Annotated in this window: 19 protein-coding genes and 3 tRNA genes; 10 read left to right on the plus strand and 12 right to left on the minus strand. The window is 67.9% G+C overall.

The genetic code is table 11. From position 1 onward, the window contains the following. Window positions 1-43: 43 nt before the first annotated feature. From tnpB to ACH49X_RS08230, 4 genes are all read right to left on the minus strand, one after another. A complete protein-coding gene (gene tnpB, locus ACH49X_RS08215) occupies window positions 44-1435 on the minus strand; it encodes an IS607 family element RNA-guided endonuclease TnpB (RefSeq protein WP_357207056.1) in 1392 nt (463 codons plus the stop codon). Window positions 1436-1615: 180 nt separating this feature from the next. Further along, window positions 1616-1688 (minus strand) — tRNA-Arg (locus ACH49X_RS08220). 34 nt (window positions 1689-1722) lie between these two features. Further along, a tRNA-Ser gene (locus ACH49X_RS08225) sits at window positions 1723-1812 on the minus strand. Between the two features lie 88 nt (window positions 1813-1900). Then, window positions 1901-2605 (minus strand): dienelactone hydrolase family protein, encoded by a 705-nt coding sequence (locus ACH49X_RS08230; protein ID WP_195079740.1) that lies wholly within the window; start codon window positions 2603-2605, stop codon window positions 1901-1903. A gap of 117 nt (window positions 2606-2722) precedes the next feature. Between ACH49X_RS08230 and hisC the strand changes: the two genes are divergently transcribed. Next, complete coding sequence (gene hisC / locus ACH49X_RS08235; RefSeq protein ID WP_357108718.1) at window positions 2723-3796, plus strand: histidinol-phosphate transaminase; 1074 nt, start codon at window positions 2723-2725, stop codon at window positions 3794-3796. On the opposite strand, the gene ACH49X_RS08240 is transcribed toward hisC, so the two are convergent. Together ACH49X_RS08240 and ACH49X_RS08245 are read right to left on the minus strand one after the other, a co-directional pair. Then, entirely contained in the window at window positions 3793-4866 is a 1074-nt protein-coding gene (locus tag ACH49X_RS08240) for an alpha/beta hydrolase family protein (RefSeq protein WP_195079738.1), read from the minus strand. The two genes, hisC and ACH49X_RS08240, sit on opposite strands and share 4 nt — an antisense overlap. A gap of 60 nt (window positions 4867-4926) precedes the next feature. Next, window positions 4927-5958, minus strand: coding sequence for a HoxN/HupN/NixA family nickel/cobalt transporter (locus tag ACH49X_RS08245; protein ID WP_357207058.1), 1032 nt, complete (start codon window positions 5956-5958; stop codon window positions 4927-4929). Window positions 5959-6473: 515 nt separating this feature from the next. On the opposite strand from ACH49X_RS08245, the gene ACH49X_RS08250 reads away from it, so the two are divergent. Next, entirely contained in the window at window positions 6474-7547 is a 1074-nt protein-coding gene (locus ACH49X_RS08250; RefSeq protein WP_195043765.1) for a nitric oxide synthase oxygenase, read from the plus strand. Window positions 7548-7950: 403 nt separating this feature from the next. On the opposite strand, the gene ACH49X_RS08255 is transcribed toward ACH49X_RS08250, so the two are convergent. The 3 genes from ACH49X_RS08255 to ACH49X_RS08265 all read right to left on the minus strand — a co-directional run bounded on the left by ACH49X_RS08255 (window position 7951) and on the right by ACH49X_RS08265 (window position 9780). Further along, window positions 7951-8035, minus strand: a tRNA-Ser gene (locus ACH49X_RS08255). Window positions 8036-8059: 24 nt separating this feature from the next. Beyond that, a complete protein-coding gene (locus ACH49X_RS08260) occupies window positions 8060-8560 on the minus strand; it encodes a MarR family winged helix-turn-helix transcriptional regulator (protein ID WP_397069289.1) in 501 nt (166 codons plus the stop codon). 41 nt (window positions 8561-8601) lie between these two features. After that, complete coding sequence (locus ACH49X_RS08265; protein WP_323124460.1) at window positions 8602-9780, minus strand: alpha-hydroxy-acid oxidizing protein; 1179 nt, start codon at window positions 9778-9780, stop codon at window positions 8602-8604. A 117-nt stretch (window positions 9781-9897) separates the two neighbouring features. On the opposite strand from ACH49X_RS08265, the gene ACH49X_RS08270 reads away from it, so the two are divergent. Then, a complete protein-coding gene (locus ACH49X_RS08270; RefSeq protein WP_195079734.1) occupies window positions 9898-10887 on the plus strand; it encodes an NAD(P)H-quinone oxidoreductase in 990 nt (329 codons plus the stop codon). Window positions 10888-10894: 7 nt separating this feature from the next. Here the strand turns inward: ACH49X_RS08270 and ACH49X_RS08275 are convergent, their stop codons facing one another. Continuing rightward, on the minus strand, window positions 10895-12097 hold the full coding sequence (locus tag ACH49X_RS08275) for a cysteine desulfurase-like protein (protein WP_195079733.1): 1203 nt from the start codon (window positions 12095-12097) through the stop codon (window positions 10895-10897). A 252-nt stretch (window positions 12098-12349) separates the two neighbouring features. On the opposite strand from ACH49X_RS08275, the gene ACH49X_RS08280 reads away from it, so the two are divergent. The 7 genes from ACH49X_RS08280 to ACH49X_RS08310 all read left to right on the plus strand — a co-directional run bounded on the left by ACH49X_RS08280 (window position 12350) and on the right by ACH49X_RS08310 (window position 19192). After that, complete coding sequence (locus tag ACH49X_RS08280) at window positions 12350-12952, plus strand: bacterial proteasome activator family protein (protein ID WP_195079732.1); 603 nt, start codon at window positions 12350-12352, stop codon at window positions 12950-12952. 225 nt (window positions 12953-13177) lie between these two features. Then, complete coding sequence (locus ACH49X_RS08285; protein WP_195079731.1) at window positions 13178-14059, plus strand: ABC transporter permease; 882 nt, start codon at window positions 13178-13180, stop codon at window positions 14057-14059. A gap of 10 nt (window positions 14060-14069) precedes the next feature. After that, window positions 14070-14909, plus strand: coding sequence for an ABC transporter ATP-binding protein (locus tag ACH49X_RS08290; protein WP_195079730.1), 840 nt, complete (start codon window positions 14070-14072; stop codon window positions 14907-14909). Between the two features lie 220 nt (window positions 14910-15129). After that, window positions 15130-16137: a glycosyltransferase family 2 protein gene (locus tag ACH49X_RS08295; protein ID WP_323124459.1), complete on the plus strand. Its 1008-nt coding sequence runs from the start codon at window positions 15130-15132 to the stop codon at window positions 16135-16137. Window positions 16138-16380: 243 nt separating this feature from the next. Then, window positions 16381-17427: a ribosome small subunit-dependent GTPase A gene (gene rsgA, locus ACH49X_RS08300; protein WP_357207061.1), complete on the plus strand. Its 1047-nt coding sequence runs from the start codon at window positions 16381-16383 to the stop codon at window positions 17425-17427. Window positions 17428-17483: 56 nt separating this feature from the next. Then, on the plus strand, window positions 17484-18197 hold the full coding sequence (locus ACH49X_RS08305) for a hypothetical protein (protein WP_357207063.1): 714 nt from the start codon (window positions 17484-17486) through the stop codon (window positions 18195-18197). A 143-nt stretch (window positions 18198-18340) separates the two neighbouring features. Beyond that, window positions 18341-19192, plus strand: coding sequence for an NAD(P)-dependent oxidoreductase (locus tag ACH49X_RS08310; protein WP_357108735.1), 852 nt, complete (start codon window positions 18341-18343; stop codon window positions 19190-19192). A gap of 60 nt (window positions 19193-19252) precedes the next feature. Here the strand turns inward: ACH49X_RS08310 and ACH49X_RS08315 are convergent, their stop codons facing one another. After that, the gene (locus ACH49X_RS08315) at window positions 19253-21169 is read right to left on the minus strand and encodes a glycosyltransferase (RefSeq protein WP_195079727.1); all 1917 of its coding nucleotides are present in this window, start codon (window positions 21167-21169) and stop codon (window positions 19253-19255) included. A 134-nt stretch (window positions 21170-21303) separates the two neighbouring features. Then, window positions 21304-21840 (minus strand): GtrA family protein, encoded by a 537-nt coding sequence (locus ACH49X_RS08320; RefSeq protein WP_195079726.1) that lies wholly within the window; start codon window positions 21838-21840, stop codon window positions 21304-21306. Window positions 21841-21923 lie beyond the last annotated feature (83 nt).

Raw genomic sequence — 21923 nt, forward strand, 5'->3', positions numbered from 1 at the left:
TCAGGGCGTAGCGACGGCAGCCGCGTGATTACTCAGGCGACGTTCACCTCACTGTGCGAGGCGTTCCCGTGGCAGTATCCTTCGCCGACGGTATTGCCGGACTTACGTGGATTTCCAGCGGGCTCGTTTTTCGTCGCCCCGCAACTCGAGGAGGACGTTCCGCCGTTCGGACGGCCAATCCGGCCAGGTTTCTCGCGGCATTGCAATCCCGGTCGAGCACAAGACCGCAATGCTCACAGCGAAACTCGCGCTCGCTCAGGCGCAGTTTGGCTTTCACCGCACCACAACGAGGGTTGGAGCATGTCTTCGATGACGGATACCAGCGATTGGCGACCACCAGTGTCCCGCCGTTCCACCGAACCTTGTAGATCAGCTGGCGCTTGAGTTCACCCCACCCCGCATCGGCGATCGAGCGTGACAAGCGACGATTGCGCAACATGCCTGCGACATTGAGGTCTTCCACGACGACCGTCCCGAAGCGGGAAGCGAGAGTTGCCGTCAACTGGTGCAGGCTCTCAGATCGTGCCTGCGTGATCTTGGCATGCAGCCGCGCGATCCGGCGATTGGTGCTCTGCAATCGCTTCGAAGGTTCTGTATTGGGCCGGGACTTGCCCGAAAGACGCCGACGAGCAGCCTGACGCTGCAACCGTCTCATCTTCTTTCGAACTCGGCCGAGATGCTTCGGGTTCGGCAGCATCCCTGCGGAGTCCGTCAGTCCACGCACTGGCACGGAAAGCACAGCCAGGTGTTTCACACCGAGATCCACGCCTACTATGCCGTCGATTCGATCAGGCTTGCGCGCATTTTTGGTCACTTCGACGGAGAACGACACGAACCATCGCCCGTGCCGGAAGGACACCGTGGCAGAGCGAATCCGCGCCGTGCCCGCGTCCAGCCGACGTGCCAACTTCCTGGTCGATTCGCAGGTCCGTACCGTACCGATCCGGGGTAGCTTCACATGCCGTCGGTCCGTAGTAGCCAAGCCGATCACTCCGGTGGTGAACCGGCACGAGGCATGGGTCTTGCGGCTCTTGAAGCGAGGAAAGTGGACACGCGGGCCACGTCGGTCTCCGGCAGCGGAAGTCGACCAGTTCGTCAAGGCGATGGATAGATTGGCGATACCGCTGGAATACGCTTCCTTGGAGTTCTCCCGCCACCATGGAGCGATCTCGGCCTTGGCTTGGTTCCACCGTTTACGCAGTTCATAAGCTGACCACCCCAGCGCGGGCGTCAGGTCGGACTCATCAATACCGTACGAACGCTCCGCCGCCCGCTGCCGAAGATTCGCGCTGATCAGGCTGAGCGCCCAGTTGAACGCGAAGCGCTGCGCCCCGCAGTGAGACCGCAGCATCGCCACCTGATCGACAGTGGGGTCAAGAGCGAAGCGGTATGCCTGCACGACGAAGGTCAGCGGCGCTTCACTGCTGACACTCATTCCCACCCCCGATCAACGAACTCGACGACAGTCCCGGCCCAAGGACTACCTTCGCATCCGGGTCCGACATGTAGCGAGACCACCAAGCGGTGGAGTATCGCGTGACCATGCTGCAGATGGCGCAGCGTCAGAGAAGCGAGAAGGTCCCTCCGCTGATTCCGGAGGGACCTTCTACTCGCGTGCGCCCGGAGAGACTCGAACTCCCAACCTTCTGATCCGTAGTCAGATGCTCTATCCGTTGAGCTACGGGCGCATGTGTTATTCAGTTGTACCCGGTTTCCCGGGCGTGGCGGAGGCGAGAGGATTTGAACCTCCGGTCCCCGTGAAGGGACAACTCATTAGCAGTGAGTCCCATTCGGCCGCTCTGGCACGCCTCCTGGAGCCTTCTCTTCGAGGGCACCGGTCCTTTCGAACCGCCGAGCAGAAAGGTTACAGCAGCTACGGACCAGATGACAAAACGGCTGGTCAGCGTAGGTTACTGTCGAACCAATCGAAGATTCTGGTCTGCGAATCGACCGCGTCGCCGTCGTCCGCCTCCGAGGTGTCGGCTCGGTGGTGCAGGCCGGGGTAGGTGACCACGAGGCTGGCGACCGCGGCGCGGGCGGTCGCGTCGCGTAGCTCGTCGACCTGGGCCGGCGGGGTGGCCGGATCGTCCACGCCGAACAGGCCGAGCCACGGCGCTTGCAAGTTGGGCGCGGCGCGCACGAGGGCGTCGGCCTGGGCGGTGAGCGGCTCGGTGATGCCGTGCGCCGCGACGCTCACCGCGGCGCCGATGGGGCGGTTGGTCGCGACCAGGAACGCGGCGGTGCCCGCGGAATCGAAGCCGAGCACGCCGATGGTGTCGGGGAACACCCCGCGCCGGGTGAGCCAGTCGAAGCAGGCGTCGAAGTCCGCGAACAGCTCGTCGCCGAAGACTCCGACGCCGGGGTCTTCGTCCGCCCGATGGAAGAGCTTGGGCGCGACCACGGTCCACCCCTCGCCGGCCAGCGCGTTCATCAGGTCGCGCAACGCGCCGGTGAACTCGCGCGACTCGTGCAGCAGCACGATGCCGCCGCGGGCGTTTCCTTCCGGCTCCACCACCGTGATGGGCACCTGCCCACCGCTGGTCGGCCGCTCGTCTTCCTGGTCGCTCGCCCGCAGCGGGGCCATATCGTCGTAGGTGCCCGACATGAAACCAGCGTAGGGCGAGTTGCTGATCTTCGGTAGAAATTGCACGTGAGGGCCTATATCCAAGAGAATTTCCGGTACGCCGATCGGGCTTTTTCCGGCGCGGATTAGGGTTGGAGTGTGACAGCGCAGATCCGGCCGGACCTCGAATCGATCCCGGCGTACACCCCCGGCCGCAGCAATCCAGGCGCGGTCAAGCTGGCCAGCAACGAGACGACCGTCGGTCCGCTGCCCGCCGCCGCCAAAGCCATCGCCGAAGCGGCCGAACTGGCCAACCGGTATCCGGACAACCAGTCCACCGAGCTGCGGACGGCGCTGGCCGAGTTCCTGGGGGTCGGCTTCGAGAATGTCGCGGTCGGTTGCGGCAGTGTGGCGCTGTGCCAGGAACTGGTGCAGATCACCTGCTCGTCACCGTCGGACGAGGTGCTGTTCGCCTGGCGCTCGTTCGAGGCGTACCCGATCGTGACGAAGGTGGGCAACGCCACCGCGGTGCAGGTGCCGCTCACGGCCGGTCAGGTGCACGATCTGGACGCGCTGGCGGCCGCCGTCACCGAGCACACCAAGTTGATCTTCGTCTGCAACCCGAACAACCCGACCGGTACCGCGGTCGGCCGCACCGAGCTGATCCGGTTCCTGGACGCGGTGCCGTCGCACGTGCTGGTGGTGCTGGACGAGGCGTACTACGAATACGTGCGCCTGGCCGACCACCCCGACGGCGTCGAGATCGGCCGGACCAGACCCAATGTGGTTGTGCTGCGCACCTTCTCCAAGGCCTACGGCCTGGCCGGGCTGCGGGTGGGCTACGCGGTGGGCGATCCGGCCGTGATCACCGCGCTGCTGAAGGTGCACATCCCGTTCAGCGTGAGCAGGCTCGCGCAGGCGGCGGCGGTCGCGTCGCTGGAGGCGCGCCACGAATTGCTGGATCGCACGGATCTGCTGGTCGTCGAACGCGAGCGGGTGCGCGACGCGCTGGTGGCGGCCGGGTACCCGGTGCCGCCGAGTGAGGCGAACTTCGTCTGGCTGCCGCTCGGCGCGCGCAGCGCCGAGTTCGGCGAGGCCAGCGCGGCGGCCGGGGTGCTGGTGCGGCCGTACGGGACCGATGGCGTGCGCGTCACCATCGGCGACCCGCACGAGAACGACCTGTTCCTGAGCTTCGCCGCCGAGCCGGAGGTGCTCGCCCGGTTCCTCGGTTAGCGGACGCCGATCGCGGGCGCGATGGTCGGCCAGGAGAGGGCGAGTTCGTCCTCCCAGTACGGCCAGGAGTGCGTGCCGGTGGCGCGGAAGTGCGCGGTGACCGGGATGCCGAGCGACCGCAGCCGGTCGGTGAGCCGCCGGGTGCAGGCGTTGGTCGCGGCCTCCAGCGGGCCGCCGAAGGTGATGGCGCTGGGCAGGTCGACGTTCGGCGTGCCAGGCACGTCGTGCACGCCGGGCAGACCGCTGCCGACCGAGAGGTAGATCGTCTTGCCCCGCAACGCGTCCGCGTGCAGGGTGACGTCGTGCGCCAGCCAGTCCGGGTCATCCTGCTTGCCGAACATGTTGTCCGGCTCGCCCATGTAGGTGGCGACCACGGCCCGCGCCTGCGCCTGGCCGATGTCGGTGCCCATGGAGAAGCAGCCGCTGTGCGCCCCGATCGCTCGGTAGAGCGTCGGCTGCCGGAAGGCGAGCATCATCGCGGCCTCCGCGCCCATCGAGACGCCCATGACCGCGTTGACGCCGTTGCCGTCGAACTTCGCGTCGATCAGCGGGGGCAGCTCCTTGGTCAGGAACGTTTCCCACTTGTTGGTGCCCAGCACCGGGTCGGGCTGCTGCCAGTCGGTGTAGAAACTGGCCGGCCCGCCGACGGTGAGCACGACGTTGACGTCCTTGTCGGCGTAGAAGCGGTCGGCGTGCCCGAGTTCGGTCCAGTTGTTGCTGTCGGGGCTCGCGCTGCGGCCGTCGAGCATGTAGACGGTGGGGCGCGGGCGCGACTGATCGCGCGGCAACAGCACCTGCACCTCGACCACCCGGCTCATCGCGGGCGAGGCGACATAGACCCGCAGCCAGCGATCGTTGATCGGTTCGATGCGCTCGATCCGCGGGGTCGACGGCTGTTTACTGGTCGGCTCGGCCGGGCCTGGACCGTCGGCGGATCCGGTGTTGACCGGTGGCGTGTTTCCGGGCGCCGCCGTGACCTGTGGAGCACCCAACGACACCACACCGGAGACGAGTGCGGCACTGATCAGGGCGCTGGAAAGCCAACGCCGCACCCCGCGGCGACAGAGCATGCGAACCATCCTGCCAGAGACATCGAGGGCCGACGGAAGGCCGTCGCCGTGTCCGAGAACTCACCGTGCGGCCAGACCGTCCTGCCAGCGCCGCTCCACTCCGGCGAAACGCCACACCGCGACGGCGATCGCCCAGGTGAGCACGAACAGCCCGACGATGATGTACCCGAGATCGCCCAGGTCGAGGTTCCCGATCCAGGCGACGACGCCCGATTCGACCTCCAACCGCTCGGCGAAGATGGAGACGATCTCCTGCCCGCCGATCAACAGCGCCACCGCCACCGACAGGCCGGTGATCACCAGGTTGTAGTAGATCTTGCGCACCGGTTTCGCGAAGGCCCAGTCGTAGGCGAAGCTCATGAACGATCCGTCCAGCGAGTCGAACAGCGCCATGCCCGCCGAGAACAGCACGGGCAGCACCAGGATCGAATACCAGGGCAGGCCGGTCGCCGCCGCGCCGCCCGCGATCACGAGCAGACCGACCTCGGTGACAGTGTCGAAACCGAGGCCGAACAGCACGCCCACCGGATACATGTGCCTCGGCCTGCGGACGAGGCCGAGCACCGGCCGCAGCGCCCGGTTGAGCAGGCCCCGGCTGTCGAGCTGCCGTTCCAGCTGCGCCTCGTCGAATTCGCCGCGGCGCATCTGCCGGAATACCCGCCAGATCCCCACCAGCGAGGCCAGATTGAGCAGACCGATCAGGATCAGGAACGTGCCCGAGACGCTGGTGCCCCACAGGCCGGTCCAGCGTTGCAGGGCCGAATCCTCGTCTTCCAAGCTGGACGCCAGCGCCCGCACCCCGAACGCGAGCAACGCCACGAGCGCGAACACCACGGTGGAATGGCCGAGCGCGAACCACAAGCCCACCGTCTGGACCTTCCGCTTGCCGCTCTCCGCCACCAATTTTCGCGTGGTGTTGTCGATGGCGGCGATGTGGTCGGCGTCGAACGCGTGCCGCATGCCGAGCGTGTACGCCGTCACCCCGAGGCCGACGCCGAAGACCGATCCGTCGATCACATAGTGGTTCGGCGCGACGAACAGCAGAAGCGTCCCCCAGCCGAGGGCGTGCAGGGCGACGACGGTGACGGTCATTCCGATGACACTGCGCACGAGTGAACCCCTCGACCCCCGAAACGACGACCTGTCAACGATACTCGACCGCACCGGCACGAGTCCGCTTCTCCGGGCGATCCAGCAAATCCAGCAAATCGTGGCACACCGTCAGCACACCCGCCGTACGCTGAGCGCCGGGCCTTTTCCGGGTATCGAACTAGGACGGGCATGATCGCGCATCAACGCTATCGGCGGCGAGGTCACGGCACTGCGCTTCGCCGCGCCGCACAGACCGGCCGCCCGGTTCGCAGCCGCGACGGTCCCGGCATCCTCTGAGTCGGTCTCGACGCAAAGCTATTTCGTGGCATCTATCCTGGGCGGTTTCCGCGACGAAAGCGTCGGCCGCTGCGCGCTCCGCGCGAATTCTCTGCTCGATTCGTCTGTTCCACCGCAGCACTCATGCCCGACCGGAGAACACCGTGAATCCAGTGTCACCCGTCTCGATCGAAAACGTATCGGATACGAAGTCTTTTTCAGCTGATCTGGACCGCCGGATGCGGGAGTGTGACGAGTTCTTCCGGCTGCCCGAATTGGCGCACCTGAGCGCGCAGCGCCGCCGCTGCGCACTGGAGCAGCTCGAACAAACCGGCTCGTATCTCCAGACCGCCGAGGAGATCCTGATCGGAGCCAAACTCGCCTGGCGCAACCACGCTCGCTGCGTGGGCCGCAAGCATTGGCGCTCGTTGAAACTGCTCGATGCCCGTCGGGTCCGCTCGGCGCGCGACCTGGCCGAGGTCTGCTGGCAGCACCTGCACATGGCGACCAACAATGGCGCCATCCAGTCGATGATCACCGTCGGGCCGCCGCGGCAACCGGACGGGCGCGAGTTCCGCATCGTCAGCCCGCAGATCATCCGCTACGCGGGCTACCGCAACGGGGACGGCACGGTCACCGGTGACGCCGCCAACGTCGAACTCACCGAGTTCGCCATGAAGCTCGGGTGGCGCGGCGCCGGAACGCCTTTCGACATCCTCCCGCTGCTGATCAGTACGCCGGACGAGCCGATTCGCTGGTTCGACATTCCGCCCGAGCTCGCACGCGAGGTGCACCTCGAGCACCCGGAGTTCGAGTGGTTCGCCGGTCTGGGCCTGCGCTGGCACGCGCTGCCCGCGGTGTCGAACATGAATCTCGAGGTCGGCGGCATGACCTATCCGTTCGCGCCGTTCAACGGCTGGTATCTGGGCGCTGAGATCGGCGCGCGCAATCTCAGCGACGCCAACCGCTACAACATGCTCCCGCTGATCGCGGAGATGATGTGCCTGGACACCAGGGCGGAGCGCAACCTCTGGCGCGATCAGGCCCTGGTCGAACTCAACCGCGCGGTGCTGCACAGCTTCCGCAAGGCGGGCGTGTACATCGTCGACCACCACACCGTCGCCAAACAGTTCTGCGATCACGTGAAGCGCGAGGAGGCCGCAGGCCGCCCCTGCCCCACCGACTGGTCCTGGATCAACCCGCCGATCTCCTCCGGCCTGACCCCCACCTTCCACCGCTACTACGACCCACCCGACCTGGACATCCGCCCCAACTTCGTCCGCAGGGACTTCCGCACCGACGCGGCCCTGTAACCAGCGCGGATTCGAAGCGAACGGTGCCGAACCATATTCGGCCCACCCATCAGCGAAAGTCCTGACGACAGAAGGCCCGGCCATCGGCAGGTGACCGCACCGCAGACCAGCGGCCGGGCCATCGGAAGTGACTCGACTGCCGGCCAAAGGCCCAGCCATCGGCAAGTGCCACCCATCAGCGGGCAAGCCCAACCACCAGCAGGCAAACCGACCCCAGCGGAAGTACAACAACCAGCAGGTGGCCCGACCACCAGCGGGAAGCCCAACGGCGAGCGGCCCGACCATAAGCGGGGGTCCGGGGGCGAAGCCCGCCGGGCGGGGTGCGGGGGTTGCACCCCCACAAAACATTGCGAAACGAGCCCCGGCTCATGCTCCATGAGCATGGCTCACCCAGCGAGTGGAGCGGAGACGGAGGGATTTGAACCCCCGGTCGCTCTCGCGACGCTCGCTTTCAAGGCGAGTGCATTCGGCCGCTCTGCCACGTCTCCAGGGACCTGATCGTAGCGGACGGCTCAGCCGGAGTGCTTGCCGATTTCCTCGTCGACGCGGCCGAAGACGTCGGCGATCACCTCGAGCTGGGCCGGGGCGAGTAGATCGATGAAATGGCTGCGGACGGCCTCGACGTGTCCTGGCGCGGCGGCTTGCAGGCGGCGCAGGCCCTCGTCGGTGAGTTCGGCCAGCACGCCGCGGCCGTCTTCGAGGCAGGTGTTGCGGCGGACCATCTGCTGCGCCTCCAGCCGCCGGATCTGATGGGTCAGCTTGCTGCGCGAGGACAGCACGCCGTCGGCCAGCTCGCTCATCCGCAACGAGCGGTCGGGCGCTTCGGAGAGCAGGACGAGGATCCGGTATTCGGCGACGGTCAGGTCGCTGTCACGTTGCAGCTGACGATTCAGTGCCGTCATCAGGCGCTGATGGCCGTCCATGTAGGCGCGCCATGCGCGCTGCTGGGCCGGGGTGAGCCAGCGCGGCTCGGCCACGACGCGACCGCTCGGTTCGGGATGCACGGTGGTCATTCTATGCGCGGCGAACTGCGGAAATGGGCAACTCTCGCAGGTCAGCGCACCGTGGACAGCAGTGCGCGGTTCACCGCGGCCGGGTTCGTGCACCCGGCGAGGCCGAGCGCGGAGTCGAAATCGGCGAGCAACGTGCGCAGCGCGTGCGTTACACCCGCGGCGCCCGCCAGGCCGAGTCCGTAGGCCCACGGCCGCCCGTACAACACCGCCTTCGCGCCCAGAGCCAGCGCGACCAGCACGTCGGACCCGGTGCGCAGCCCGGAGTCGAACAGCACGTCGGCGCGGTCGCCGATGGTGGCCACCACCGCGGGCAGCGCGTCCAGCGCCGCGATCGAGCCGTCCACCTGGCGGCCGCCGTGATTGCTCACCACGACCGCGTCGGCGCCCGCGTCCACCGCCTGGCGGGCGTCGTCAGGGTGCAGGATGCCCTTCACCGCGATCGGAAGGTCGGTCCATTCTCGCAGCAGCGCGAGGTCGGCGAGCCGTAGCGCGTGATTGCCGAACAGTCCCACCCAGGTGAGGACGGCCGCGCGCATCGCCTCCTCGCTCTCCTCCGGCGCGGCGGGCAGCTTGGCACGGAACACCGGATCGGACAGATAGTTGGCGATGCCCTTGCCGTGCAGGAACGGCAGGTGCGCCTGTTCCAGGTCGCGCGGCCGCCACCCCAGGACCGGAGTGTCCACGGTGACCACGATCGCCGAAGCACCGGCCCGCTCGGCGCGCCGGACGAAAGAGCAGGCCAGTTCCTCGTCCGCGGGCCAGTACAGCTGGTACCACCACGGCCCCGCCGCCGCGCCGACGTCCTCGATGGTCGAGGAAGCGGCGGTGGACAGCACCGTGCCGATGCCGAGTTCCTTCGTCACCTCGGCGACGATCACCTCGCCGTCTTCGTGCAGGAGTTCCAGGACGCCGATCGGCGCGGTGAGCACGGGTGCGGCCAATCTCGTTCCGAGCACCTCGACGGACAGGTCCCGCGCGCCGGGGCCGGTGGAGCCGCGCAGCATCCGGGGCAGGATGCGGTAGCGGTCGAAGGCGGACCGATTTGCCGCGGCGGTGCGTTCCGCCGAGGCGCTGCCCGCCACGTAGGCGAACGCGGCCGGATCCAGCCGTTGCTGCGCCAGCGACTCCAAACCCGCTGCGGTCATGGGCAATTCGGGTGTCACGCCACCCAGGCCGCCGAGGTAGATCTCGTTCTGGAAATCGATGAAGCCGCCACTCACCAACCGAACGGTAGTCCGTGACGCCGGTCACCGCAGGCCGCTTGCCGGATCGGTCCGGAAACGCCGGCTCGGGGGGCCAGCGCGCGGGTGTCGGTCCGCGCGGAGCACTATGGCACGGTGCGCGCGATTGATCTGAACGGTGCCGGCGGTCCCGAGGTCATGGTCTTGTCCGAGGTGCCGGAACCGAAACCGGGACACGGGGAAGTGCTCATCGAGGTGGCCGCCGCGGGCGTCAACCGGGCCGACCTGTTGCAACGTCAGGGTTTCTATCCGCCCCCGCCGGGCGCCAGCCCGCTGCTCGGCCTGGAATGCTCCGGCGTGATCGCCGGAATCGGCGACGGAGTACGCGACTGGGCGGTCGGCGACCGCGTATGCGCGCTGCTGTCCGGCGGCGGCTATGCCGAGCGGGTCGTAGTGCCCGCCACCCAGGTGCTTCCGGTCCCGGACGGTCTCGATATCGGGGCCGCTGCCGGGCTGCCGGAGGTGGCGGCCACCGTGTGGTCGAACTTGGTGATGACGGCGGGTCTGCGGGCCGGTCAGCTGGTGCTGATCCACGGCGGCGGCAGCGGGATCGGCACGCATGCCATCCAGGTCGCCAAAACCATCGGCGCGCGCGTCGCGGTGACCGCTGGATCGGCAGAGAAGCTGGCGCGCTGCGCGGAGCTCGGGGCGGACGTGCTGATCAACTACAAGCAGGACGACTTCGTCGCCGCCGTGCGCGCCGAGCGCTCGGGCGCGGACGTCATCCTCGACAACATGGGCGCGGCCTACCTGGGACGCAACGTCGACGCGCTGGCCGAGCACGGCCACCTCGTGGTGATCGGCATGCAGGGCGGGGTGACCGCCGAACTGAACCTGGGCGTGCTGCTGCGCAAATGGGGCACGGTCCACGCGACCAACGTGCGCGCGCGGCCCGCGACCGGCCCGGGCAGCAAAGCCGAGATCGTGGCCGAGGTGCGCAAGCAGCTGTGGCCGTTGATCGCCGACGGCACGGTGGCGCCCGTCATCGCGGCCGAAGTGCCGATCGAAGAGGCCGCCGAAGCACACCGGCTGCTGGATTCCGGCGAGGTGTTCGGCAAGGTGGTGCTGCGAGTGGCCGACCTGTGAGCGGCGCTCACTCCAGCGCCAGCAGCGCCCTGCCGAGCTGATCGATCTCGAACTTGGTGGTGTAGGGCGCGAGGCCGATGGTCACCGCGCCGCCCTCGTCGTTGACGCCGAGCGCGTCCAGCAGCCTGCTGCCGCCGTGCACGCCGCTCACCGTGCCGATCCGGTTGTCGGCGAGCTTCGCCGCGACCTTCTCCGCCTGCATGCCAGCGAGGGTGAAGCTGACCGTGGGAATGCGGGTGGACGCACGGCCGATCACGGTGAGACTGGGGATCGAGTCGAGCACGCTCATCAAGTGCTCGAACAGCTGGTCGTGGTAGTCCTGCAACGAGGTGATCGACATCTCCAGCCGCTCGCGCCGGGTGCCGTGCGCCCGCTCGTCCAGCCCGGCCAGGAAGTCGATCGAGGTGGTCAGGCCGGCGAGCAACGCGTACTGGTGCCCGCCGACCTCGAGCCGCTCGGCGCCCTTGGCGTAGGGGTTGAGCGACATGGACGGGATCCGGTCCAGGAACGCGGGGTCGCGGAAGACCAGCGCGCCGATCTGCGGACCGCCCCATGCCGGGGCGCTCAGCGCGACGACGTCGGCGTTCAGTTCCTCGATGTCGATCAGCGCGTAGGGCGCGGCGCCGAACGCGTCCGCCACCAGCAGGCCGCCCACCTCGTGCACCCGGTCCGCGGCCACTCGCACCGCGGGCGCCGAGCCGACGATGGGCGAGGCCGCGGTGAGCGCGACCAGGCGCGCCGTCGGTCCGATCAGCTCTTCGAACTGCCAGGACGGCATCTCGCAGGTCTCGATCTCCACCTCCGCCCAGCGCACGTGCGCGCCGTAGCGGTTGGCGATGCGCAGCCACGGCGCGACGTTGGCCTCGTCGTCCAGCCGGGAGAGCACGATGCCGGTGCCGAGGCCGAGACGGGAACTCAGGGATTCGGCGAGCCAGGCCAGCAGCACCGCGCGGTCGGGGCCGAGCACGACACCCGCCGGGTCGCCGCCGACCAGGTCCGCCACGGCTTCGCGAGCCGCGTCCAGAATCGCCGCGCTGCGCACGGCCGCGGCGGTTCGGCCGATATGGGAGAAAGAAGAGGTTCGAAAACCCGTGGAAACCGCTCGGGATACCGCGTCCGGGACCAGCATCCCCGCTTGCGGGTCGAGATGGATCCAGCCGTCGCCCAGGGACGGTATCAGGCCCCGAACCCGCGCGACGTCGTAAGTCATGCTGGCCACTCTAAGGGCAGCGGGCGAGCCTGTGTAACCGCGTTCCCCTCCACATCGTGGCGAGAGCACAGCGACCTGGGACTCAGCATGGCGACCGACTTTCGACAAATCCGAACCACACGACCCGAACAGAATAGAACGCCGGCTCGCACGGCGGTGCGTACCGGCGACACGCGCCGCACCCTGCCCGGTGCGCCCGCCCGCGGAGCACCGGCTTAGCGCGTTCCGAGCGAACACGACATGATAGGGACCATGACGCACTCGGACGAGGCACCGGACCACATCGTCGTTGTCGGACCCGACGGCAGGCCGTTGGCCATCCCCGCCGCTGCCGGATCGGAGGCGCCCTTCACCGCGCAGGTGGTGACCGACGATAACAAGGACAAGAAGGACGACCGGGACGACGCCGGCGAGTCGCTCGCCGACATGGTCGAGCAGCCCGCGAAGGTCATGCGGATCGGCACCATGATCAAGCAGCTGCTCGAGGAAGTGCGCGCCGCTCCGCTGGACGAGGCCAGCCGCAATCGCCTCAAGGAGATCCACACGTCCTCGGTGCGTGAGCTGGAGCAGGGCCTGGCCCCCGAACTGCGCGACGAGCTCGAGCGGCTCACCCTGCCGTTCACCGACGACGCCGTACCTTCCGACGCCGAGCTGCGGATCGCGCAGGCCCAGCTGGTCGGCTGGCTGGAGGGCCTGTTCCACGGCATCCAGACCGCGCTGTTCGCCCAGCAGATGGCCGCCCGCGCGCAGCTCGAGCAGATGCGTCAGGGCGCGCTGCCGCCCGGACTCAATGCCGCCGACCCGCGCGGCGGCCAAGCCGGTCACGTCACCGGCGGTTCCGGCCAGTACCTGTGAGACCGGCGACGCGCGTGTGCCACACGTGGGCGGGAAGCCGCCGGGGTAGTCTCGTGCACCGTGCCCGCCGCTGCCGCTCGCTCCGACTCGGTCTCCGAACCGGGTGCGGTGCGTCCTGAAGAGAGCTCAGTTGGTTCCGATGACCAAGCGCGTTCAGATGACAGCTCGCCGACCCCATCGGGCGAGCACACGGGTCCGTCCGGCGACGACGCACCGGAGGCCGCGGTGAGCGCGGCCGCACCGGAGACGCAGACCCTGCACGCCGGTGCCACCGAGGCGAAGATCGTGCCCGACTCGCAGACGTTCCGGCGCGCGTTCCAGGACTTCGCAGGCGGCTTCGCCCAGCGGGAGTTGTGGCTGTCGCTCGGCTGGCAGGACATCAAGCAGCGCTACCGCCGCTCGGTGCTGGGGCCGTTCTGGATCACCATCGCCACCGGCTTGCAGGCCGTCGCGATGGGTGTGCTGTACGCGGCGCTGCTCGGCCAGCCGCTGCGCGAGTACCTGCCGTACGTGACGGTCGGGCTGATCATCTGGAATGTGATCAGCGCGAGCATCCTGGAGGGTTCGGAGGTCTTCATCGCCAACGAGGGCCTGATCAAGCAGCTTCCCTCGGCGCTGAGCGTGCACGTCTACCGGTTGGTGTGGCGGCAACTGCTGTTCTTCGCCCACAACATGGTCATCTACCTGGTGATGCTCGCCGCGTTCGGGGTGTGGCGCCATCTCGGGGTGGCCAGCCTCATGGCGATTCCGGCGATCGCGCTGATCTTCCTGAATTCGATGTGGGTGTCGATCGTGTTCGGCATCTTCAGCACGCGTTACCGCGACATCGCGCCGATTCTCGGCAGCACAACACTCATGCTGTTCGTGCTGACCCCGGTCATGTGGACGACCAAGACGCTGCAATCGCAGATGGGCAACGGCGACCGCGCGAAGCTGGCCGAACTCGTGCCGACGTTCCACTATCTCGAAATCGTCCGGGCGCCCCTGCTCGGCGAACCGCAGGAACCGCGGCACTGGGTGGTGGTCGGCGTGATCACCCTGCTGGGCTGGATCGTGGCGATCCTCGCCATGAAGCAGTTCCGTTCGCGCGTACCGTACTGGGTATAGGAGCGCCCCGATGAGTCGTGTGAGTATCGAGACCCAGGAGGCCTGGGTCGAATTCCCGATCTTCGACGCCAAATCGCGGTCGTTGAAAAAGGCGTTCCTCGGCAAGGCGGGCGGCGCGATCGGACGCAACAAATCCGACGTCGTCGTGGTCGAGGCCCTGCGGGACATCAACCTGTCGCTGAAAGAGGGCGACCGGGTCGGCTTGGTCGGGCACAACGGCGCGGGCAAATCGACGCTGCTGCGCCTGCTTTCGGGGATCTACGAGCCCTCGCGCGGCAGCGCGCGCATCCGCGGACGGGTGGCGCCGGTGTTCGACCTCGGCGTCGGCATGGATCCGGAGATCTCCGGGTACGAGAACATCATCATCCGGGGGCTGTTCCTCGGGCAGACTCGCAAGCAGATGCTGTCGAAGATCGATGAGATCGCGGATTTCACCGAGCTCGGCGAATACCTGTCCATGCCGCTGCGCACCTATTCCACCGGTATGCGGGTGCGTCTCGCGATGGGCGTGGTCACTTCGATCGATCCGGAGATCCTGCTGCTCGACGAGGGCATCGGTGCGGTCGACGCGGAATTCATGAAGAAGGCCCGCAAGCGGTTGCAGTCGCTGGTGGCGCGTTCGGGCATCCTGGTCTTCGCCAGCCATTCCAACGAATTCCTTGCGCAGCTGTGCGATACGGCGCTGTGGATCGACCACGGCCAGATCCGGTTGCGTGGCGGCATCGAAGAAGTGGTGCGAGCCTATGAGGGGCCGGAGGCGGGGAATCACGTCGCGACCGTGCTGCGCGAGATGGAAGCCGAACGGGCCGAGAAGTCGGACGACCGAGAATTGGAGCGGAACCAGGCATGAGCGGTCAGGCCCGGAGGCGGCAGCGAAGCGTAACCACGCAGGGCCCCGCTCATGCCGACAACCGACACAGCATGAGCGGTCAGGCCCGGAGGCGGCAGCGAAGCGTAACCACGCAGCGCCCCGCTCATGCGACAAACCGACACAGCATGAGCGGTCAGGCCCGGAGGCGGCAGCGAAGCGTAACCACGCAGCGCCCCGCTCATGCAGGAAAGGCCGCAGCATGAGTGAGCCGACCGGGCAGGACACCCCGATCGACGAAGGGGCGCAGGCCCGGATCGGCTCCGTGCCGGAGGATGTCGTCGAACTCGCCGCGAAGTCCGTAGCGGCGGAGCCGAACGCACAGCAGCGCATCGTGGCCGTCGTGGTCACGCACAAGCGCCGCGAACTGCTCGCCGAGTCGCTGAAAGTCGTCACCTCGCAGACCCGGCCGGTGGATCACCTGATCGTGGTGGACAACGGCAACGAATCCGAGGTCGCCGATCTGGTGCGCGACCAACCGGTGGAGTCCACCTACCTGGGCTCGGCGCACAATCTCGGCGGCGCGGGCGGGTTCGCGCTCGGCATGCTGCACGCGTTGAGCATCGGCGCGGACTGGGTGTGGCTGGCCGACGACGACGGCAGACCCGAAGGCCCCGACGTGTTGTCCACGCTGCTGGACTGCGCGAGCCGGCACGGTTTGGTCGAGGTCTCACCGGTGGTCTGCGATATCGACGAGCCCGACCGTCTCGCCTTCCCGCTGCGCCGCGGCGTGGTCTGGCGCAGGCTGCGCTCGGAACTCGGCGACGACGATTTCCTCCCCGGCATCGCCTCGCTGTTCAATGGCGCGCTGATCTCCGCGCAGGCGGTGGACGTGATCGGCGTGCCCGACCTGCGCCTGTTCGTGCGCGGTGACGAGGTGGAGGTGCATCGCAGGCTGGTGCGCTCGGGGCTGCCGTTCGGCACCTGCCTGCAGACGGCGTATCTGCATCCCAACGGCGCCGCCGAGTTCAAGCCGATTCTCGGCGGGCGGATGCACACGCAATACCCCGACGATCCGGTGAAGCGCTATTTCACCTACCGCAATCGCGGCTACCTGATGTCTCAGCCCGGTATGCGAAAGCTGCTGCCGCAGGAGTGGATTCGCTTTTCCTGGTTCTTCCTCGTCACCCGCCGCGACCCGGCGGGCCTGCGCGAATGGTTCCACCTGCGCTCCCTCGGCCGGCACGAGCAGTTCGGCAAACCGGACTGAGGCCGGGTAGCGCATCGGCTCGATGCGCGAGGCCCGAAATTCGGTTGCGAGCGGCGGGGGGCGGATGCGAAGGTGATGGGGACTGCGAGAGAGGTAAGGAGGTGTGGACCGTGACGAGGAACGTTCGGGTTGCCGTGCTCAGGCGCGCTGACGTCCGTCATGCCGCCACACGAAACTCCCCCTCATTCTCCGCTCGCTGAACCCTCCGTCGGGTTCGGCGCCCGACGAAGGATTCCTTCCATCATGGTCGACCACGACCTTCTCGTCCCTTACGGCTGGACCGAAGCCGTTGCCTCGCATTACGCCTCGATGATCGAGGAAGACTGTGTGCCCGCGCGTGTGATCCGGATGGATCGCAGTGAATGCGACGTCGCCACGCCGAACGGGCTCACCCGCGCCCGTTGCCCGCGCCCCGATTCCGAGGTCGGCGGACTGTGCACCGGCGACTGGGTGACCATCGATGCCGGCTCCGCGGTGCGCCGGTTGCTGCCGCGCCGGTCGGCGATCACGCGGTCCTCCGCATCCGGCCGATCGCATGGCCAAGTGCTCGCCGCCAATGTCGACACCGTGCTGATCTGCACCGCCGCCGACGGCGACGTGGATCTCGGCCGCATCGAACGCATGCTCGCGCTCGTCTGGGAGAGCAACGCCCAGCCGATCGTGCTGCTCACCAAGGCCGACGCGGCCGAAGACCTTCCGCTCGCCCAGGTCCGCGCCGCGGCACCTGGCGCAGCCGTGCTCGAGGTGAGCGCGAGCACCGGCCTCGGGCTCGACGTGCTCACGGCGCTGCTCGACGGCACCGTCGCGCTGCTCGGACCCTCCGGCGCTGGGAAGTCCACCCTCGCCAACGCGCTGCTCGGCGCGGAGGTCTTCGCCACCAACGCGGTCCGCGACACCGACAAGAAAGGCAGGCACACCACGGTGCACCGGGAGCTGCGCCCGCTGCCCGGCGGCGGCACCCTGATCGACACCCCCGGGCTGCGCGGCATCGGACTGTGGGACGCGGGCGAAGGCATCGAGAAGACCTTCAGCGACATCGAAACCCTTGCCGCGCAGTGCCGTTTCGGCGACTGCGCTCACCACGGCGAACCGGGGTGCGCCGTGCGGGAGGCGATCGACAACGGCGAACTCACCCAGCGCAGGCTCGACAGCTACGACAAGCTGGCGCGGGAGAACGAGTGGATGCTGGCGCGCACCGACAAGCGGCTGCGAGCCGAACGCGAGCGAGCCTGGCGGGACATCACCAAGCACCACCGCAAGATGTTCCGGGAACGGAACTCGCGACGCTGATCGAGCGGGGGCACGGTAGGGTGCCCCTCGCATCGTTCGCTATCTGGGAGGGATAGATGAGTCAGCCCGGCGGGTACCCGCCACCCGGTCAGCAGCCCGGCCAATGGCCCGGACAGCCGACATTCGGTCAGCAGCCGCCAGTCGGCCAGTACCCGCCGCCGCAGGCGCCCGCGCAGTACGCGCCGCCCGCGGGGCAGCATCCGAGTCAACCGCACCTCGCCCAACCGCAGCCGGGCCAGCCGCCGTACGGGCAGCCTGCGCCCCAATTCGGCCAGCAGGCACCGCAGTACGGGCAGCCGCAGCCCTACGGGCAGCCGCCGTATGGCCAGCCGCAACCGTACGGTCAGCCGCAACCGTACGGTCCGCAGGGCTACGGCGCGCCCGCCGATCCGCCTGGCATCACCATCGATGCCTCGTATTCGCTCTGGACGTTCATGCTCGCGCTGACCAAGCCGAAGATCTTGGTCAACGGGCAGCGGGTGCCCAACACCCGCTGGGGCGCGAACCACATTCCGGTCGGCCCCGGCCAGTACCACGTCCGGGTCACCACCCCCTGGTTGTTCGACATGGGTCCGGCCAACGTGACCGTGCCGATCGCCGAGGGGCAGGCCACCCGGTTCTACTACAAGGCGCCGGTGGTGATCTTCCTCAACGGCGCGATCGGGCCGGTTCCGCAGAAGGCGCCGGGCATGCTGTTCCTGTACATCGTGTGGGCCCTGGTCGGCCTGATGTTCCTGCTGAACATCGTGCTGATCGCCGCGACGGCCTGAACCGAGAGAGGGCACCGGCGCGCCGGTGCCCTCTCTTCACACCTGCTATGCAACTGGTTGCATAGAGAGCGGGTTTACGATTGGTCTGCAAGCGCGTACAGCCGCGGGCTGCTGCCTGCGGCGGAAACGAAGGAGCAGGTCAGATGACGGAACCGGGATCCAAGCCGCTAGCCGGTCGGACGATGATCATGTCCGGCGGCAGTCGCGGCATCGGGCTGGAGATCGCCAAGCGGGCCGCGGCCGACGGCGCGAACATCACCCTGATCGCGAAGACCGATCAGCCGCATCCCAAGCTGCCCGGCACCATCCACACCGCCGCCGCGGAACTCGAGGCGGCCGGCGGGCAGGTGCTGCCGTTCGTGGGCGACGTCCGCGTCGACGAGTCGGTGGCCGAGGCCGTGCGCCGGACGGTCGAGCGGTTCGGCGGCATCGACATCGTGGTGAACAACGCCTCCGCGATCGACCTGTCCCCCACCGACGCGCTGCCGATGAAGAAGTACGACCTGATGCAGGACATCAACTGCAGGGGCAGCTTCCTGCTGTCCAAACTGAGCATCCCGCATCTGCGCGAATCGGCGAAGGCGGGGCGCAACCCGCACATCCTGACGCTGTCCCCGCCGCTCAACCTGGACCCCAAGTGGGCAGGCATGGCGCTGGGCTACACCATCGCCAAGTACGGCATGTCGCTGACCACGCTGGGGCTGGCCGAGGAACTCAAGGGCGACGGCATCGGCGTCAACTCGCTGTGGCCGCGCACCACGATCGCCACCGCGGCGGTGAAGAACCTGCTCGGCGGCGAGGAGATGATCTCCACCTCCCGCACCCCCGACATCTACGCCGACGCCGCCTACCTGGTGCTGACCTCGCCCGGCAAGGAGACCAGCGGCAACTTCTTCATCGACGACGAGGTCCTGGCCGCGCACGGCATCACCGACCTGGACAAGTACCGCGTCACCCCCGGCGACGGCGAATTGACCACCGACCTCTTTCTCTGACGCGCGCAAGATACGGGCATGCCCCCGGAACCGGTCAACGCGGTTTCGGGGGCACTCGGATCAGGCGCGCGGAGCGCCGGACTTCTCGATCCCGTACAACCGCTCCCAGTTCTCGCGGCTGGTCAGCTCGGGCATGGCGGCGCGGTACTGCGCCTGCAGGGCGGGCAGCTCCCGGCGCAAGCGCCGCAGCACACGCACCATGCGACGCAGCAATCGCAGCGCGCGGGCCTTGTCGCGCTGACGCACACGGACGCCGGATTGCGAGGCGTCGGTGACCACCACGTGGTCGAACAGCGAGACATGCCACCAGTAGGCGTCTTCCCTGGTGACGCCGATGATGCCGTGCTGGGTGCGGCCGAGCCACTGATTGATCGCGCGCTTGATCAAGACCAATTTCGCGCGACTGGGTTCGCCACCGGCACGGCGCAGCTGGATGTCCGCCGAGCGGACCGGCGGGGTCGCGGCCGGATGCTTGATCGTCTCCGGGTAGTCCGCCCGGCTGCTGCGCGCGGCGGCCAGCGCTTCGATCCCGCCGTCGTGCAGCACCTTCGGGCCTTTCAAGAAGTCTTCGATGCCTTGCAGCGTGGTGTGCACCAAGCCGTATTGCATCGCGACCAACTGCTCGGCCATCTCACGGAACAGCCTGCCCGCGATGTCCTTACCGTCCAGCTCGGTGTGCAGCGAGCCGACGATCAGCGAGTTGCGGGTGCTGAAGTAGCGCGCCCAGTCGTCGTAGTCCTTCCAGTAGAAGTCCGCGTGCCAGACCGCGGCGTTGGGCAGCGTGACGGTGACGAAACCGTGCTCGCGCGCCCGGATGCCGTATTCCACGTCGTCCCACTGGAAGAAGATCGGGATCGGCAGGCCGATCTTCGCGACCACCTCGGCCGGGATGAGGCAGGTCCACCAGGCGTTGTAGCCGGCGTCGACGCGGCGCTCCTGGTTCTTCTTCAGCATGCTGGTGTTGCGCAGCGCCTTGGGCACCTTCTGGCCGTGCCGCAGCCGGTTCAGGTGCACCTCCTCGGCGCCGACGTTGAGGTAATCGGGGTTGAGCAGGAACAACATCTGCGCGCCGACCAGAGTTGGCTCGACCGTCAGGTTGGCGAACGCGTTCAGGCGCAGCACCGTCTCCGGTTCGCACAGGATGTCGTCGTCCATCAGGATGACGTCGGCGTGCTCGTTGACCGCCGACACCTCGTATAGCCCACGGGTGAAGCCGCCCGCGCCGCCGAGGTTCGGCTGACGCAGGTAGCGCAGCTTCTCGCCGAAGACCGGCGCGACCTCCTGGTAGCGCGGCCGGTTCTCCACCAGATCGGTGCCCTGATCGACGACGTACACCGCGTCGATGGCGGCCAGCACGGTCGGATCGGAGGACAGCGCCGCGACCGTCTCGGCGCAGTCGGCGGCCCGGTTGAAGGTGCAGATCGCGATGGCGACCGGGCGGACGCGTTCCGGCGCGACGGCGCTCCAGGCCAGCTCCGCGATGCCGAGCGCGCCGCCGACGGCGTCGAACTCCAGCCACAGGGCGCCGCCGTCGACGTATTGGTCGAGCGGGGCGGTCAGGGTGACCGAACCGCTCGCGGCGACCCGCTGGGTGTCGATGATCCTGCGGTGACCCGCGATGTCGGAGGCCACCAGGCGGATGTTCGCCTTGGCGGCGACGTCGAGCACCATGGTGACCCGCACCTCGGTGACCGTGGTCCAACGCTGCCAGTAGCTGGCGGCGAACCGGCCGAAGTAGGTGTTTGTGTGCGCGCTCGCGCCCTTGTCCAAGCGCAGGGTCTGGCGGTCGCGGTGCGCGCCACCCTTCACGACGGCGTACAACTCGTCGCTCACCTTCGCCGAAGGACCGGTGAAGATACCGCGCTGGAGCACGAGCCGGTCCGGCGCCCGATGGTCGGCGCGCAGCGCGGCAGGCGCCTCAGCGGCCGTCGAGCGATCGTTTGTTTCGGTAACGGCCTCGATAGCCGACTGATCCATGAAATCCTCGAAATTCTCATTGTGCCGGACGGGACAGACACGCCCCTCGATGCCTTCACGGCGGGGGTGAGGATATCAACCGCCCTGTGCGGTTGCCCGCCGTACAGCCACGCCGACGTGTGCACGAAGCATTGCTAAACGTTCGCCGATTCGTTGTCGGTGGCACCGCCATCGCCCGCGCGCGCTCCGGTGAAGACGAACTTGTCGTAGGCCCAGTACCGGAAAATCACGGCCACGATCTGCCCGATCAACGTACCGGAGATGTTGTCCGACAGCGGGCTCGACAGGTCGAGCACGTAGCGGGAGAAGCCGAGACAACCGAGTTGCAGGCCGATCGCGATCACGTTGAACACGGCGTACAACAGGTACTCGCGCCCGGGGTTGTCGGTCTGTTTGTGCGCGAAGGTCCACCATTTGTTGCCGAAATAGGTCACCACCGTCGCCACCGCGATCGCGATGATCTTGGCAGGCAGTGGGTAGTGATAGAGCACGCCCTCGCCACCCCAGAAGACCAGGAGGTTGTACGTGCCCGCGTCGACCAGGAAGCCGACGGCGCCGACCACCAGGAAGGCCCCGCCTCGGCGCAGCGCGCTCAGCACCTTGCCGACGACCGCTCCGGTCTCCTGCGTCACTGGCTCGCCCGCTGGCGCGGTGGACTCACTGGATGGCACGGCCCGACGGTACCGCAGGAACACCCGAGCCCCCGCGCGGGGAAATTCCGCTCCCGCGGACGGTGAGGTCGGCCACGCGCAAG

The sequence above is a fragment of the Nocardia sp. NPDC019323 genome (assembly GCF_044389845.1).
GTDB lineage: Bacteria > Actinomycetota > Actinomycetes > Mycobacteriales > Mycobacteriaceae > Nocardia > Nocardia implantans.

What these genes read in the sequence shown, in the direction of transcription:
- tnpB (WP_357207056.1), bottom strand. Translation starts at nt 1,435, where the DNA reads ATGAGTGTCAGCAGTGAAGCGCCGCTGACCTTCGTCGTGCAGGCATAC.
- ACH49X_RS08230 (WP_195079740.1), bottom strand. Translation starts at nt 2,605, where the DNA reads ATGTCGGGCACCTACGACGATATGGCCCCGCTGCGGGCGAGCGACCAG.
- ACH49X_RS08240 (WP_195079738.1), bottom strand. Translation starts at nt 4,866, where the DNA reads ATGCTCTGTCGCCGCGGGGTGCGGCGTTGGCTTTCCAGCGCCCTGATC.
- ACH49X_RS08245 (WP_357207058.1), bottom strand. Translation starts at nt 5,958, where the DNA reads ATGACCGTCACCGTCGTCGCCCTGCACGCCCTCGGCTGGGGGACGCTT.
- ACH49X_RS08250 (WP_195043765.1), top strand. Translation starts at nt 6,474, where the DNA reads ATGCGGGAGTGTGACGAGTTCTTCCGGCTGCCCGAATTGGCGCACCTG.
- ACH49X_RS08260 (WP_397069289.1), bottom strand. Translation starts at nt 8,560, where the DNA reads ATGACCACCGTGCATCCCGAACCGAGCGGTCGCGTCGTGGCCGAGCCG.
- ACH49X_RS08275 (WP_195079733.1), bottom strand. Translation starts at nt 12,097, where the DNA reads ATGACTTACGACGTCGCGCGGGTTCGGGGCCTGATACCGTCCCTGGGC.
- ACH49X_RS08280 (WP_195079732.1), top strand. Translation starts at nt 12,350, where the DNA reads ATGACGCACTCGGACGAGGCACCGGACCACATCGTCGTTGTCGGACCC.
- ACH49X_RS08290 (WP_195079730.1), top strand. Translation starts at nt 14,070, where the DNA reads ATGAGTCGTGTGAGTATCGAGACCCAGGAGGCCTGGGTCGAATTCCCG.
- ACH49X_RS08295 (WP_323124459.1), top strand. Translation starts at nt 15,130, where the DNA reads ATGAGTGAGCCGACCGGGCAGGACACCCCGATCGACGAAGGGGCGCAG.
- rsgA (WP_357207061.1), top strand. Translation starts at nt 16,381, where the DNA reads ATGGTCGACCACGACCTTCTCGTCCCTTACGGCTGGACCGAAGCCGTT.
- ACH49X_RS08305 (WP_357207063.1), top strand. Translation starts at nt 17,484, where the DNA reads ATGAGTCAGCCCGGCGGGTACCCGCCACCCGGTCAGCAGCCCGGCCAA.
- ACH49X_RS08310 (WP_357108735.1), top strand. Translation starts at nt 18,341, where the DNA reads ATGACGGAACCGGGATCCAAGCCGCTAGCCGGTCGGACGATGATCATG.
- ACH49X_RS08315 (WP_195079727.1), bottom strand. Translation starts at nt 21,169, where the DNA reads ATGGATCAGTCGGCTATCGAGGCCGTTACCGAAACAAACGATCGCTCG.